Source organism: Thalassotalea sp. SU-HH00458 (assembly GCF_040362795.1).
Classification (GTDB): domain Bacteria; phylum Pseudomonadota; class Gammaproteobacteria; order Enterobacterales; family Alteromonadaceae; genus Thalassotalea_H; species Thalassotalea_H castellviae.
Genome location: NZ_BAABWW010000007.1, coordinates 193,215 through 207,962 on the forward strand (window position 1 = coordinate 193,215; position 14,748 = coordinate 207,962).

The window sequence follows — 14,748 nt, forward strand, 5'->3', positions numbered from 1 at the left end:
CTGATGTTTGATATTGGTTTTTGGGAATTGTTGCTAATTTCTATTATTGGTTTAGTGGTTTTAGGACCAGAGCGATTGCCTGTGGCAATTCGTACGGTGCGCGGTTGGATCAGTGGCGTAAAAAGTTTTAGTAACAATGTCAAAACAGAATTAACGGAAGAGCTACGTATTCAGGAACTTCATGCAAATTTAAAAAAAGCGGAAGATGCGAATTTACAAAATTTGTCGCCTGAAGTGGCTGAGTCTTTAAAAACGTTACAAGAAGCCGCAGAATCCGTGAATCATCCTTATAAAAAAGACACGGTTAATGAGAATAAAACTGAGTCTAGCAGCAATAAAGAAAACGAAAATTAATGAGCTCATCCACAAAGCAATACACATTATTTGATCATCTGTTAGAGTTGCGATCTCGATTACTAAAAGCAGTGTTAGCTGTTTTAATCGTGTTTTGTTCGATGATTTATTTTGCCAATGATATATATGAGTATGTATCAAAGCCACTTATTGCCACTATGCCTGAAGGTGGACAAATGATTGCAACGGATGTTGCCTCGTCGTTCTTTGCACCGTTCAAATTAACCATTGTTTTAGCAATATTTATTGCTATGCCATATATCTTGTATCAAGTTTGGTCATTTATTGCTCCGGGTTTGTATCGCAATGAAAAAAGATTAGTTGGTCCCTTGATGTTTGGCAGCAGTTTTCTGTTTTATGGCGGAATTTCATTTGCTTATTATGTGGTTTTTCCAATCGTTTTTGCTTTCTTTACCTCAGTTGCTCCGGAAGGGGTGAATATTGCTACGGATATTAGTAGCTACCTCGATTTTGTCTTAAAGTTATTTTTTGCTTTTGGCGTGGCATTTGAAATCCCAATCGTGATTATTTTACTATGCTGGACTGGTTTTACCACACCACAAAGTTTACGACTGAAAAGACCATATGTAGTTGTGGGAGCTTTTGTTATTGGTATGTTGTTGACGCCACCAGATATTATTTCGCAAACATTATTAGCGGTACCTATGCTGTTATTGTTTGAAGTTGGTGTGCTTATTTCAGCCATTTATTATAAAGAGAGTGAAGATGAAGAGCACTCGGAGGAAGTCGAAAATGAATCTAAATAAACTGGTTACTATTTTTATTGTTTGCTTGGCTATCAGTCATGTGCAGGCTGATCCTATAACAGATATACAAAAATGTTCTGGTATTAAAGATAGCCTCAAAAGGTTAGTTTGTTATGACAATTTGGCTAAATCATTAAAAAGTAGCCGTACAACAAAGCCACCAGTTGCGGTGAGAGTAACTGAACCGAAAAAGCATTCGTCTGATCTTGTTGCAGCACGTCCTAGCCAAACTAAACCTATGGTTGTAAAACAACCACAAAAACCAAACAAAGTTGATGACTTTGGTGGAGAGCATTTAAAGAAACCGAAAGAAAGTATCGACGAAGTATTTTTTACGGTGAAGTCTGTAAAAAAAGTGCTGCACAATAAACTCGTTATCACGTTTGAAAATGGACAAGTGTGGTATCAGACCGATGATAATTACTTAAAGGTTTTACCTGGGGATCGTGTGAAATTATCTAAAGGGATGCTTGGGGTTATTTATTTAAAAACAGAGAAGCAAAAAAGAAGAATTAAAGTTAAACGCAGAAAATAGTGAACTTATTTTGATAGATATAGGTGTTAACCTAACTAGCGCACGCTTTGACAAAGACAGGTCCGCGGTAATTGAACGAGCTAAATTAGTGAATATCAACGGGCTTTTAGTCACTGGGACAAATGTTACTGAAAGTAAAAAAGCTTTGTCTTTTTGTCATGAATATTCACCATTTTTAGCTTGTACCGCTGGCGTTCATCCTCATGATGCCGATCAAGTTGAAGATAACTTTATTGAGCAATTGCGTGAGTTAGCTAAACTTCATTATGTTAAGGCAATAGGCGAATGCGGGTTAGACTTTAACCGCAACTTTTCAACACCAAAAAACCAACAAAATGTTTTTGCGCAACAAGTGATGCTTGCAAGTGAAATTAACCTACCGCTTTTTTTACATCAACGAGACGCCTTTCAGCCATGGTTTGAAATCCTAAAACCATATATAGGTAAAATTCCTGCAATGGTGACCCATTGTTTTACTGGAGACTTATCACAACTAAAACAATGTTTAGATGCTGATATGTATATTGGCATAACAGGGTGGCTATGTGATGAACGCCGAGGTCAGACACTAAGAGAGATTGTGAAATATATTCCACTTGAACGTTTGTTGATTGAAACTGATGCGCCATATCTTACGCCTCGAAGTATTCGTCCTAAGCCGAAAAGCAGTCGAAATGAACCCAGTTATTTACCTTATGTGGTCGCTGCATTAGCCGAGTTAACACCATACTCTGCTTCAGAAATTATGCACAGTACTTATCAAAATGCTCAACACGCTTTTGCGTGGCAAATACAATGAATACTTTAGCGCAATATTTTATTAATAGTATCGCTTTGGGCGGAATTTTCACACTTGCCATCGTGTTATTTAGTATTTTTTGTGTGAATAAATCTAAAACCTATGGTTATTTGTCGGGCTATTTTTTACTGACATCTCTCTCTCTCTCTGCCATACAGAAGGTGCACTTTTTTTCTTCCATTGAAATGAGTGGCAATTTCACGATATTGACGCTGTTATTATTGTTTTCCATCCCTTTTTTATTTATGTTTTTACAGCTCTTTTTAACGCTAAATTTAAAAAATTATCCGGTAAAGTATTTAAATATCTTAGTGGTTTTACTGTGCGTATTAACCACATTTGCACCAATAGCACGCGTTTATTTGTTGACTCATATCGCCTTATTTTTAACCTTATTTATTTTGCTAACGGTAAATTATATCTTAGTAAAACAAAAGCATGACCTAGTGCCCTACTTCACTGCACTTTCTGCTATTTATCTTATCAGTGTTAAAAGCAATATCATTTTATTTGGCTGGCACGCGTTTAATGGTGAAATTTTCAGTGCATGTTATTGGTTATTAGCACTGATGTTTTTGTATGTATTAAATCGGCAGGCAGCATTATCAAGAGCAGAAATGACCGCCGCAAAGGCAGAAGCTGTCGCCGAATCTGAACAGTATCAAGCTGCCTATCAAAAACTGTTAGTGCAACAAGAAGCAGACCAAGAATTATTAGAGTCTCGTGTTCAAGAGCACACTCTTGAGTTAAATATTGCCTTACAAGAGCTCGAAGAAGTGAATCGAGAACTCAAAGAAAAAAATACGCTAGATGAATTAACTGGTTTATATAACCGTCGTTTCTATGATCAAAAAATATTAGCTGAATTTAGGCGAAGTCGACGTAATTTAACCCCACTGAGTCTTGTAGTGGTTGATATTGACCATTTTAAACCAATCAATGACAACTATGGACATTCCGTCGGAGATAAATGCCTGATAAAATTGGGTCAATTAATTAAGCAAGTTTTGCGTCGTAGTAGTGATATTGGTTGTCGATATGGTGGGGAAGAGTTTTGTCTTATTTTACCCGAAACTAACACGGATGGCGCCGTAGCTTTTGCGCAAGAATTAAGAGAACTAGTGTTTTCGACACCATTTGAGTTTGATAGTCAGTCGATAAACTTAACGATTAGCTGTGGTGTTTGTACTTATCAACAGCAAAAAAATATTGCCCCAATCGATATATTTGACGGTGCCGACAAAGCTTTATATCAAGCGAAAGCTGATGGCCGTAATCAAGTGCAAGTAAAAGAAATTGTTGCGACAACCTCTCGCTCGCAATCAGGAGAAAATGATGAATAATGAGTTTGGTCAGTTCCCGGCGCGTCGTATGCGTAGAATGCGTCGTGATGATTTTTCAAGGCGTCTAATGGCAGAGCATCAATTAACGGTAAATGACCTGATTTATCCGGTGTTTGTGCTTGAAGGAGAAAATCAGCGAGAAACAATACAATCAATGCCTGGTGTCGAACGAAAAAGTATTGACCTACTTCTTGAAGAAGCACAAGAGCTGGTCGATTTAGGCATCCCTGCTATCGCTATTTTTCCAGTTACTCCTAGTGATAAAAAATCGTTAATGGCGGAAGAAGCTTATAATCCTGATGGCTTAGCACAAAGAACCGTGCGGGCAATAAAAGCAAAATTCCCTACATTAGGCGTCATTACTGATGTTGCTTTAGATCCGTTTACGACACATGGTCAAGATGGGATTTTGGGCACAAGCGACAATGGATTAAACGGTGTTGATGAAGGGTATGTTTTAAATGATATCACTAAAGATGTGTTAGTTAAGCAAGCCGTTTCTCATGCTCAGGCAGGCGCTGATATTGTGGCTCCTTCAGATATGATGGACGGTCGAGTTGGTGCTATTCGAAAAGCATTAGAGGCACACGGCTTTGTGAATACTCGCATCTTAGCGTATTCAGCAAAGTACGCTTCTAATTATTATGGCCCATTTAGAGATGCGGTTGGCTCTGCTGGAAATATTAAAGGTGGTAATAAGCACTCATATCAAATGGACCCTGCAAATAGTAATGAAGCATTACATGAAATAGCGCAAGATATTGCTGAAGGGGCTGATATGGTTATGGTGAAACCTGGAATGCCCTATTTAGATATTGTCCGTCGGGTAAAAGATAATTTTCAAGTGCCTACGTATGCTTATCAAGTCAGTGGTGAATATGCGATGCATATGGCTGCTATTCAAAACGGTTGGTTGGCAGAAAAACCTTGTGTCATGGAAGGATTATTAGCGTTTAAACGAGCTGGTGCAGACGGAATTCTTACTTACTTTGCCAAACAAGTTGCGCGTTGGATACACGAAGACACTCAGTAAACATAGCAAAGCGTGGTTCATCAAAATAAATAACTGACTTAATGTGCTGATTGTTCTTTGTACTTTAAGGCTTTTCACGTGAAATGACTTAAGCGGCTGAAACTCTCTATCGTCTATTGATTTGTTATTTTCGCGGCAATCTCTTTGCCGCCTCGCTTGATAACTTTCTAAAATATCCCAAGTTAAACATCAGCTTCACTGATTAAATCACCATTCACCGTGTATTTTAAACATTCCAGCAGAATAGGTAAGCGCCGATTGTTAATTTATGTTAAATTTTTGTTATAAACATGATGAGAATAAATGCATACTTATCAACTACCTTTCAAGAACGTAATACGGAGTATTATATGAAGTCGTTATTGACGATTATTGCTTTGATTGTGCTGTGCTTTAGTCAGCCAATACAAGCAGTAACCCAAGCTGAGGATGTCAAAACATTTACCTTAAACAATGGAATGAAAATTATGGTATTAGAAGATCATTCTATTCCTAATGCCAATATGTATTTGTTTTGGAAAGTGGGTTCGAGAAATGAATACCCTGGTATTACAGGCTTGTCACACTTTTTTGAACATATGATGTTTAACGGCGCTAAAAAATATGGTCCTAAATTATTTGATCGTACTATGGAGGCTGCCGGTGGAAGCAATAATGCTTACACAACAGAAAACTTAACGGTATATACGAATTGGTTTCCTGTGTCTGCCATTGAAACTATTTTTGATTTAGAAGCTGATCGCATCGCCAATTTAGCCATAGATGCAAAAATGGTAGAAAGTGAACGTGGTGTGGTAACTTCGGAACGTAGTACAGGCCTTGAAAATTCGAATTATCGTAGTATTTCTGTTGAAGTTAAAAATGCTGCTTTTCGCGCTCACCCTTATAGTTGGTCTGTTATTGGTCATCAATCAGACATCGATAATTGGAGCCTAGCAGATTTAAAGCAATACCATAAAACTTATTATGCACCAAACAACGCCGTAGTTGTTATTTCTGGTGATGTAACGGTTGAACAAGTAAAGCGATTAGCAAAACAATACTTTGAGCCTATTCCTGCTCAACCAGCGCCTAGAAAAGTCCATACTGTAGAGCCCGAGCAAAAAGGTGAAAGACGGGTTTATTTACAAAAAAAATCGGTCACAACACCCAATATCTTAATGGCTTATCATGTCCCTGAAACTCAACATCAAGACTTTTACGCGCTCGAAATTTTAAATGATATTTTAACAACAGGTGATAGTGCTCGTTTGCAAAAAGCATTGGTGAATGAACAGCAAGTTGCCAGTTCAGTTTTTAGTTATCAACCTGAGTCGATTGACCCTAACCTATTTTATATTTATGCCGTAGCAGCAAAAGATGTGAGTGCACAACAATTAGAAAAAAGTATTATTGCTGAAATAAATAGCATAATTAAAGCAGGTATTTCCGAGCAAGAGTTACAAAAAGTTAAAAACACTAAGCTGGTGAATTTTTATCGTCAAATGGCAACCATTAACGGTAAAGCTAATACCATTGGTAGCTATGAAATTTATTTTGGTGATTATAAAAAGCTATTCACTGCTCCACAAGAATATAGCAAAGTCACGTTAGCAGACGTACAAAGAGTGGCTAAAACATATTTGAAAAAAGCCAATAGAACAGTTGGTGTATTATCTTCACAAGAGGACAGCAATGATGTGGATCTTTAATTATTTATTCTTGCTGAGTATTACGGTTTTTAGTGCAGTTAGTCTGGCAAAGTATACTTTACCCACCTATGAGAAATTAAAATTAAACAATGGCTTAGTGATTTATTTAATGGAGCAGAAAGAAGTTCCATTAATTGATATTAGTGTTGTGGTAAAAGTAGGAGCCATTGAAGATGGAAAACGCGCGGGCTTAAATTACTTTACCGCCAGAAATCTTACTTTGGGCACACAATCGTTAAATAAAAGTGAACTAGATGAAACGATCGATTTTGTCGGTGCTGACATTTTTAGTAGTGCAAATTTAGAATTTGTCACTCTTGGTGCTTCCCTTGCAAGCAAAGATCAACAAAAAATCTTACCTATAGTACGCGATCTGGTCACCGCTCCTCGTTTCGATAAAAGTGAGTTTGAAAAATTAAAGCAACGACATATTTTAAACTTACAGCAAAGTAAAGAACGCCCTGGTGCGGTGATTAATCACTATTTCAACCAACTTGTTTTTGGTGAACAAGGCTATGGCTCTGTCGTACAAGGCGATAGCCAATCTATTGAAAAACTGACATTGGAACAGTTAAAACAACATTATCAACAATGGTATCAGCCGAGTAATAGTGCCGTGATTGTTGTGGGTGACTTTGACCGTCAGCAAATGAAAAAACAACTGAAGTCTTTGTTTGCAAGTTGGAAAAATACTCAACAAATTACAGCCACCCAAATTGCCAAAGTGGCAAAGGCATCGCAGTCAAAAGTATTGTTGGTAAATAAACCTGACGCTCGCCAATCGACGTTTTTAATAGGCGGCAAAGGGATTGCGCAAAGCAATTCGGATCGGGTTGGTATTTCAGTGATAAACACTATTTTAGGCGCTCGATTTACTTCATGGCTCAACGATGAATTACGGGTGAATGCAGGTTTAACCTATGGCGCTAGAAGTCGTTTTAATTCATACAGTCAAGACGGTAGCTTTGCGATATCAACTTTTACTAAAACTGATACTACGGTTGATGCCATTGATTTAGCATTGCAAACTTATGCTAGGTTGTGGGAAAAAGGTATTGATAATGATACTTTAAACTCAGCAAAAGCGTACGTAAAAGGTCAATTTCCACCGCAATTTGAAACCTCTAGTGAGCTTGCCTCGTTACTGGTAAATATGTATGGCTATCAGTTTGATGAAAGCTTTATTAATACCTTTGAACAACAAGTTGACTCGCTAACTACTGAAAAGAGCAAGCAACTGATTCAGCAATATTTTCCACAGGAAAACCTACAATTTGTTGTTATTGGCCAAGCAGATGCTATACGAGATAAATTGACTAAATATGGTGAAATAGTTGAAGTGAACATTAATGATATTGGTTTTAATACTAAATAACATAAAATTGAATAAAAAATTAAAAGGAGAAGTCTGTTGAAAAAGTGGAGCATTGCTTTAGTCATTGCTTGTTTAGGCGCTTGTGAACAAGCGAGCACGCCTATCCAAGAAAATTTATTGCCGTCAGGTGTTAAATTTATTGAAGAAGTCAAAGCACAGTCAGGTAAAACGGTTATTCCATATAAAAAATATACCTTAGACAATGGCTTGACGGTAATTTTGCATCAAGATAATTCCGATCCATTAGTGCATGTTGACATGACTTATCACGTTGGCTCAGGACGAGAAGAAATAGGAAAGTCGGGATTTGCTCACTTTTTTGAACACATGATGTTTCAAGGCTCCGAAAATGTTGAAGATGAACAACATTTTAAATTAGTCACGGAAGCTGGCGGTACCATGAATGGTACGACGAACAGCGATAGAACTAATTATTTCCAAACCGTACCGGCAAATCAGTTTGAAAAAATGCTATGGCTTGAAGCCGATAGAATGGGTTTTTTAGTTGATGCGGTGACACAAGAGAAATTTGAAGTACAACGTGAAACCGTAAAGAATGAACGAGGTCAACGGGTTGATAATCGCCCATACGGACGATTGAATGAACGTGTCTCTGAAGCACTTTACCCTGCTGGTCATCCATATTCATGGCCAGTGATAGGCTATATGGAAGACCTTAATCGCGTAAACGTAAATGACTTAAAAGCCTTTTTCTTAAAATGGTATGGCCCAAACAATGCGACGTTAACCATAGGTGGCGATATTGATGAGCAAGAAGCGCTAAGCTTAGTGAATAAGTATTTCGGCACGATTCCGCGTGGTCCTGAGGTTGCAATGCCTGAAAAACCGACCGTGACAGTAGCAGAAGATCGCTATATTTCGATGGAAGATAATGTTCACTTACCTCTGATATATATGTCTTATCCAACCGTGTCTATTCGTCACGAAGATGAAGCGCCATTGGATGTTCTTTCTAGTATTTTAGGAGGAGGCAAAACTTCTTTGTTTTATAAGAATTTAGTTAAAAATCAATTGGCTGTTCAAGCTTCTGTAAGTCACCCTTGTGCAGAATTAGCCTGTACCTTTAATTTATTTGCTTTACCTCATCCGGCATCGGGAAAGACGCTTGCTGATATTGAAAAAGTGATCCGAGATACCCTAGTAGAGTTTGAAGAACGTGGTGTTGAAGATGATGATTTAACGAAAGTTAAAGCAAGTATGGAAGCAAGCTATGTCTTTGGCCTACAGAGTGTAGCAGGTAAAGTCAGTACATTAGCTTCTAACGAAACCTTTAAAGGTAATCCAAATTATATTGCTCAAGATATTGCGCGTTACGCAAGTGTCACTAAAGCCGATGTGATGCGAGTGTTTAAACAATACATCAAAGGTCAACACGGTGTCATTATGAGCGTTATTCCAAAAGGTAAAACGGAATTAATTGCAGCAGAAGATAATTTTACCCCGCCATTAAGAAGTGCAGGCGTATTATCTAAGACATCTTCTGAAGAGCTTGTCATTCGTAAAGCAAAAGACAACTTTGATCGTAGTGTAATTCCAACATCTGGGGCGAATAAAGCGGTTGAAGTACCAAAAATGTGGCAAAAAACACTGGCCAATGGCATTAAAGTCTTAGGTACACAAAGCATTGAAACGCCTACTACTACATTATTATTGAAAATACCTGCTGGTCATTACTATTCGGATAAAGAAAAAGCCGGGGTTGTTTCATTGCTCGCAAGTGCGTTGAATGAGTCGACGACGGAACGTAGTGCCGAAGAAATGAGTAATGCCTTACAAAAACTTGGTAGTTCAGTAAGTATTTCAGCTGGCAATCAATACCTGAATGTTAACGTGAGTACGTTAACTAAAAATTTAGACGCCACTTTGCTTTTAGTAAATGAAAAACTATTAAAGCCAGCGTTTATCGAGTCTGAATTTGCCCGTAATAAAAGTAATGCTATTCAAGGAATTATTAATAATAAAAAAGATGCAGGCTATTTAGCATCAACAGCTTATCGTCAATTGTTACAAGCTGACAATATCGCCTCTATATCTAGTCAAGGTAGCGAAGAGAGCATTAAAAGCATTTCTCTGGATGATATAAAAGCCTTTTACCAACAGCAGGTAAAACCATTTGATAGCCAGCTTATTGTTGTATCAGACTTGCAAGAAAAAGCCTTATCAAAATCGCTTGATGTATTTAGTGCTTGGCAAGGAAAAGGCGAAAAGCTATCACTGGTGTTAGCTGAACCTGATACCCAAACAGGCGTTATTTATTTGGTTAATAAGGATGCAGCGGCACAATCAGCTATTCGCATCGGTAAACGCTCAATTACGCAAGACATTACCGGAGAGTATTATAAATCTTACTTGATGAATTTTGCCTTAGGCGGCGCGTTTAATAGTCGAATAAATTTAAACCTGCGTGAAGATAAAGGCTATACCTACGGAGCTCGTTCCTATTTTAGTGCTGATAAATTTTCGGGTAACTACACGGCTTCAGCGGAAGTGCGTGCCGATGCTACGGATAAATCTATCGTGGAATTTGTAAAAGAAATACAGGCATATCATGACAACGGCATTACCGATGAAGAGTTAAGCTTTATGCGAAATGCTATTAATCAAAAAGATGCCTTAAAATATGAAACGCCACGCGCTAAATTAGGCTTTTTGGCGCAAATTTTAGAGCATGATTTAACCGCCGATTTTGTTAAACAACGCGCGAATATCGTAGAGACTATCACAAAAGAAGAAATCAACGGGTTAGCGAAAAAACACTTAAATATTGCGGATATGTTTATGGTGGTAGTGGGAGATGCCAAAACATTAAAACCGCAGCTAGAAGCGCTAGGTTATCAAGTGGTTAATTATGATATTTAAATAACGAGTATTGCTAGAGATTATCGGTTTAAAGTCTCGAACAACTTAGAAAATAGTTTGCAGGGTTAATCACCAGTGGATTAACCCTTTTTTACACGCCGTTTTATGCCCAAGGCAAATGAAATTCTATTTCTTTTAATAACTTATTTGCATCAACTGGTTTTGTTAAATAACATGCGCCACCCAATTTTTTCGCTGTTGCTTGATCGTGTGGGCAGTCTGAACTTGAAATAAAAATAATCGGTATGTCTGCTCTGCTGCTTGAATTTTTAATACGTTTACAGCATTCAAAACCATCCATGTTTGGCATTTTAATATCGAGTAAAATCAAACTTGGTTTAAATGTGGTGAGTAACTTTAAGGCTTCTGGGCCACTGTTAGCAACGAGCACTTGATGGTTCAATTCACTGATCATTTTAGCAATGATACGCGTGTTTATGGTGCTGTCATCGACGATTAAAATGCTCGTTTCTAATGACTCTGCCATGTTTTTCCATCTCATTAATTAGTATTTAAATTAATACTAGATAGAGACTGAACACTTGTAAAGAATTTATAACTAAGTTACAGGGAAGGTCTATACGGTTTTATAAATATAACTTATTGATAAAAAAGGTAAAGCCTTGATAGGAAGGCTTTACCAATGAGCTCAGGGTATTTAATACTTAGCGGCTTTAGATTTGCCCGGTAAAGTATTTTTCATAAATGCACGAATGTCATTATTTGACGTTTTTAAATCTTCATGACGTAGATACATCATGTGACCACTTTCATAACCTTTAAATGATAAGCGGTCTTTCATTTTTCCACTTGGATCTAGCTGCCACATGGTATATTTCGCATCAAAATAATTAGTTGCGCCATCAAAATAACCGGATTGGATCATAACGTTTAAATAAGGGTTTGACGCCATAGCTAAACGAAGGTTTTCACCCGTATTATTTTTAGAACGATCCCATGGATGAACATTACCAAACATGTTGTATTTGATATCTGTTTTATAGTTAAGCTCTTCACGTAAATAGTAATTTATTGCTGGCGTAAAGCTGTGTAACCAAGACGTTAATTCTGCATTATAGTCAGGTCTAGCGCCGACGGCTTTTTTGTCGATACCTAAATATCGCGAATCTAAACGGCCAATTGTTTGTTCACGATCGCGTAATAATTCTTTCCAAAAATAGGCATTACTGATGTCTAAATTACTACGTAAAACTTCTTGCTTAGATAGACCTGAATATTGCGCAACTTGATCGGCAATCGTTTGCTTTTCTAGCTCACTAATAAATGCGCCTTTAGCAAGGGCCGGTAGGTATTGATTAATCGTAAAAGCTTCAACTTCCGGCAATAGCTCTAATAAAGGCTTACTTTGTAAGTTGCTGTTTAACGCTTTATGGTACCAGGCTGCTGCGGCAAAATAAGGTAAGCGATTTGCTGCTTTAACTGGGCCTTCACGTTTAATACCGATATCGGTCGGTGAAACTAATATCACACCATTTACATACATCCATTGGCGTGATTGCAATTCTAGCGCTAAACCTGAAACACGCGTGGTCCCGTAACTTTCACCAATTAAATACTTAGGTGAACGCCAGCGATCATGACGAGAAACAAAGGTGGTGATCCAATCAGCTAAATATTTTATGTCAGCATTTACCCCGAAAAACATTTTCTTTTGCTGTTCTTTTGATGGCATTTTGCCGTCTTTATCGGGTAATACACGTGAATAACCAGTATTCACTGGGTTTACAAAGACAATATCAGCGACATCTAATACAGAATAAGGGTTTGTTTTTACACCATAGGGCTGTAATGGGTAACCTTCGTCATCCACATTCAAAATTCTAGGGCCGGTATAAGCCACGTGCATCCAAACCGAAGCAGAGCCTGGACCACCATTAAACGAAATTAATAATGGCCTTGAACTGTCATCTTTTACATCACTTCGTTGATAGTATGTATAAAATAAACTGGCGGTTGGATGACCTTCATCATCCCATACTGGTTGGGTGCCAGTAGTGGCGGTGTAGCTAATTTTTTTACCATTAATCTTGGTTGTGTGTTTTGTTTGGTTTTTTGTGTCTACTTCCAACTTACGCATATTGTCAGCGAAAGCAAAAGAAGTAAGACAAGTCATAAGGAGAGTGAATTGAATGAATTTTTTCATGATCATTTATAACCCTTTGTTTTTAAGTTCTTGGCTTATTTTTAGATATAACAAGCATAGGGTATAAACTTATTACTGTCAGAGTTTTTCCGTTGAATACCGTTAAATTTGCGTTGGTTGTCTAACTTACTCATTGATGATTTTAATAAAGACTAAGATCAAGTCTGTACCGGATAAAGTCATCTTATCGGGATGATTTAGTTGCAGTAAATCGCCTTGGTGTACTCTTTGTTGATCAGTACGATTTTTTTGAATACTAATGTCGCTAGTTAGACTAAAAGCAAACACTAGGCCATTAAAGCTAATTGTTTGGTGTGTAGGACGGGGATACGTCTCTACTCTAGTGTTACACGCTGATTTTGATGTAATGATATTAAAGTCTTTGATTGCGCCATTTTGTAGAGTCCCTAACGTTTTAAAGCCGCCATCAAACGTTGCAAAATCTAATAGCTTAGTCAACGTGTCGGTTTTATTTTCGTTATGTGTTAATGAAAGGCTGTCACCTTCAATTAACACTAAATTTCGCATATACCCTGAAAAGTCGGAAAATATTCCATCTTCAGCAACCGTAGCGATACTTAATCGCCATTGAAAATTGTCTAAGGTGCCTGTTGGATTAATCGCGAGTTCAGTGGTAATTCCTTTACCATTTTTCCAAGGGATTGCCTTAAATGATTGCGCAGAAATAATGTTTATCATGAGGAGGTATAACAAGTAACAAAAAATCTAAGACTAGTGTCCTTGAGAATGCTATTTATAGCAACGATTTAATCGTTGCTAAGTTTAAACCACATAAAAACATTGGTTAACAGGTGCTTAATTTTGCTGATAAGCGTGTTACATTATATTTAGGATTATCAGGTAAGTACGTAGTATCTAAGGCATTCATCACTGGATTGTTGGCACATACTTTTCGTAATTTTAATTGCGTTTGCAGAAGGAGAAATCTAGCTTGATTTGCTTTAACATGATCTCCTGCTTTTACTGAATTAGCGATGGCGGCAATAAAACTTTTTTCAGCTTGATCAACTTGCAGCAATTTAAGTTGAACTTCGGCTAAATTAAATAAAACCACCGCAATTTGTTGTTCATTACCAAATAGATAAGCCCATTTTTTTGTTTCTTGCCAATGTCTTAGAGCACTTTTATACTTGCCCAATCGGTTTGCAGCATGCCCTAAATTACCATGTAGCTCAACCATAAAACGTGTGTCTGGGCTGTTCGGGTATTTGCTTGCTAAACTCAATAATAAGTCATACGCTTCTTGATGTTCATTCAATTGAAGTTGCAAATTAGCAAACTGTACTAGTCTTAATGGTGACGGATAAACTTCATTCATTTGTGCTAATAACGACTTTGCTAAAAAGTAACTTTTTTTGGCGGCTTCTTTTTCACCTTTATACCACGCCATTTTAGCAAAATAAATGGCATTGGTGACTTGGAAAGGAAGTGGAAGAGTAGGCTTATCCAACCATTTTTCAGTTTCTTGATAAAGTTCATCTACTTTTTGCAAGTTGAACAGAGCTTCCATCTTGTATTGTAAAATTTCAAAATATATTCGACTATTTTGCGGAGCTGACAACAGGGCTTCATCCACGTGTTGTAAACACGCAAAAGGCGAGGTTAAACAGATATCTGCAATGACAGGTAAGCTTAATTTAGCCGGTACTTTTTTCTGTGGGTGAGCACTTGCAACAAATATCGCTAATCCCTGCAAAAGCATGAAAAAAGCCATTTGTTTGTGATTTATCTTGTGAGCCATTGCTATAGCGTTGTCTGCAGTATTTTTTTAGTTTTACTTATAGTA

At 37.5% G+C, this 14,748-nt stretch carries 13 protein-coding genes; 9 read left to right on the plus strand and 4 right to left on the minus strand.

Going from position 1 to position 14,748, the window contains the following annotated elements:
- Window positions 1-3 precede the first annotated feature (3 nt).
- From tatB to ABXH06_RS12530, 9 genes are all read left to right on the plus strand, one after another.
- Window positions 4-354, plus strand: coding sequence for a Sec-independent protein translocase protein TatB (tatB, locus tag ABXH06_RS12490; protein WP_353518442.1), 351 nt, complete (start codon window positions 4-6; stop codon window positions 352-354).
- Window positions 354-1,121: a twin-arginine translocase subunit TatC gene (tatC, locus tag ABXH06_RS12495; protein ID WP_311582420.1), complete on the plus strand. Its 768-nt coding sequence runs from the start codon at window positions 354-356 to the stop codon at window positions 1,119-1,121. The genes tatB and tatC overlap by 1 nt, the downstream gene beginning before the upstream one ends.
- Window positions 1,108-1,656, plus strand: a complete 549-nt coding sequence (locus ABXH06_RS12500) for a hypothetical protein (RefSeq protein ID WP_353518443.1) — start codon at window positions 1,108-1,110, stop codon at window positions 1,654-1,656. Before tatC ends, ABXH06_RS12500 begins: the two co-directional genes overlap by 14 nt.
- Window positions 1,657-1,666: 10 nt before the next feature.
- Window positions 1,667-2,455, plus strand: a complete 789-nt coding sequence (locus tag ABXH06_RS12505) for a TatD family hydrolase (RefSeq protein ID WP_353518444.1) — start codon at window positions 1,667-1,669, stop codon at window positions 2,453-2,455.
- Window positions 2,452-3,798, plus strand: coding sequence for a GGDEF domain-containing protein (locus ABXH06_RS12510; protein ID WP_353518445.1), 1,347 nt, complete (start codon window positions 2,452-2,454; stop codon window positions 3,796-3,798). The genes ABXH06_RS12505 and ABXH06_RS12510 overlap by 4 nt, the downstream gene beginning before the upstream one ends.
- A complete protein-coding gene (gene hemB, locus ABXH06_RS12515) occupies window positions 3,791-4,831 on the plus strand; it encodes a porphobilinogen synthase (RefSeq protein WP_353518503.1) in 1,041 nt (346 codons plus the stop codon). Before ABXH06_RS12510 ends, hemB begins: the two co-directional genes overlap by 8 nt.
- A gap of 350 nt (window positions 4,832-5,181) precedes the next feature.
- Window positions 5,182-6,522, plus strand: a complete 1,341-nt coding sequence (locus tag ABXH06_RS12520; RefSeq protein WP_353518446.1) for a M16 family metallopeptidase — start codon at window positions 5,182-5,184, stop codon at window positions 6,520-6,522.
- The gene (locus ABXH06_RS12525; protein WP_353518447.1) at window positions 6,506-7,897 is read left to right on the plus strand and encodes a M16 family metallopeptidase; all 1,392 of its coding nucleotides are present in this window, start codon (window positions 6,506-6,508) and stop codon (window positions 7,895-7,897) included. The genes ABXH06_RS12520 and ABXH06_RS12525 overlap by 17 nt, the downstream gene beginning before the upstream one ends.
- A 36-nt stretch (window positions 7,898-7,933) precedes the next feature.
- Entirely contained in the window at window positions 7,934-10,777 is a 2,844-nt protein-coding gene (locus ABXH06_RS12530; RefSeq protein ID WP_353518448.1) for a M16 family metallopeptidase, read from the plus strand.
- Window positions 10,778-10,880: 103 nt separating this feature from the next.
- Here the strand turns inward: ABXH06_RS12530 and ABXH06_RS12535 are convergent, their stop codons facing one another.
- The 4 genes from ABXH06_RS12535 to ABXH06_RS12550 all read right to left on the minus strand — a co-directional run bounded on the left by ABXH06_RS12535 (window position 10,881) and on the right by ABXH06_RS12550 (window position 14,703).
- Window positions 10,881-11,264, minus strand: a complete 384-nt coding sequence (locus ABXH06_RS12535) for a response regulator (protein WP_353518449.1) — start codon at window positions 11,262-11,264, stop codon at window positions 10,881-10,883.
- A gap of 171 nt (window positions 11,265-11,435) precedes the next feature.
- Window positions 11,436-12,947: a S10 family peptidase gene (locus tag ABXH06_RS12540; RefSeq protein ID WP_353518450.1), complete on the minus strand. Its 1,512-nt coding sequence runs from the start codon at window positions 12,945-12,947 to the stop codon at window positions 11,436-11,438.
- Between the two features lie 120 nt (window positions 12,948-13,067).
- Window positions 13,068-13,640 (minus strand): HutD/Ves family protein, encoded by a 573-nt coding sequence (locus tag ABXH06_RS12545; RefSeq protein WP_353518451.1) that lies wholly within the window; start codon window positions 13,638-13,640, stop codon window positions 13,068-13,070.
- Between the two features lie 106 nt (window positions 13,641-13,746).
- The gene (locus ABXH06_RS12550; RefSeq protein WP_353518452.1) at window positions 13,747-14,703 is read right to left on the minus strand and encodes a tetratricopeptide repeat protein; all 957 of its coding nucleotides are present in this window, start codon (window positions 14,701-14,703) and stop codon (window positions 13,747-13,749) included.
- Between the last annotated feature and the right edge of the window lie 45 nt (window positions 14,704-14,748).

What these genes read in the sequence shown, in the direction of transcription:
- tatB (WP_353518442.1), top strand. Translation starts at nt 4, where the DNA reads ATGTTTGATATTGGTTTTTGGGAATTGTTGCTAATTTCTATTATTGGT.
- tatC (WP_311582420.1), top strand. Translation starts at nt 354, where the DNA reads ATGAGCTCATCCACAAAGCAATACACATTATTTGATCATCTGTTAGAG.
- ABXH06_RS12500 (WP_353518443.1), top strand. Translation starts at nt 1,108, where the DNA reads ATGAATCTAAATAAACTGGTTACTATTTTTATTGTTTGCTTGGCTATC.
- ABXH06_RS12510 (WP_353518445.1), top strand. Translation starts at nt 2,452, where the DNA reads ATGAATACTTTAGCGCAATATTTTATTAATAGTATCGCTTTGGGCGGA.
- hemB (WP_353518503.1), top strand. Translation starts at nt 3,791, where the DNA reads ATGAATAATGAGTTTGGTCAGTTCCCGGCGCGTCGTATGCGTAGAATG.
- ABXH06_RS12520 (WP_353518446.1), top strand. Translation starts at nt 5,182, where the DNA reads ATGAAGTCGTTATTGACGATTATTGCTTTGATTGTGCTGTGCTTTAGT.
- ABXH06_RS12525 (WP_353518447.1), top strand. Translation starts at nt 6,506, where the DNA reads ATGATGTGGATCTTTAATTATTTATTCTTGCTGAGTATTACGGTTTTT.
- ABXH06_RS12535 (WP_353518449.1), bottom strand. Translation starts at nt 11,264, where the DNA reads ATGGCAGAGTCATTAGAAACGAGCATTTTAATCGTCGATGACAGCACC.
- ABXH06_RS12540 (WP_353518450.1), bottom strand. Translation starts at nt 12,947, where the DNA reads ATGATCATGAAAAAATTCATTCAATTCACTCTCCTTATGACTTGTCTT.
- ABXH06_RS12545 (WP_353518451.1), bottom strand. Translation starts at nt 13,640, where the DNA reads ATGATAAACATTATTTCTGCGCAATCATTTAAGGCAATCCCTTGGAAA.
- ABXH06_RS12550 (WP_353518452.1), bottom strand. Translation starts at nt 14,703, where the DNA reads ATGGCTCACAAGATAAATCACAAACAAATGGCTTTTTTCATGCTTTTG.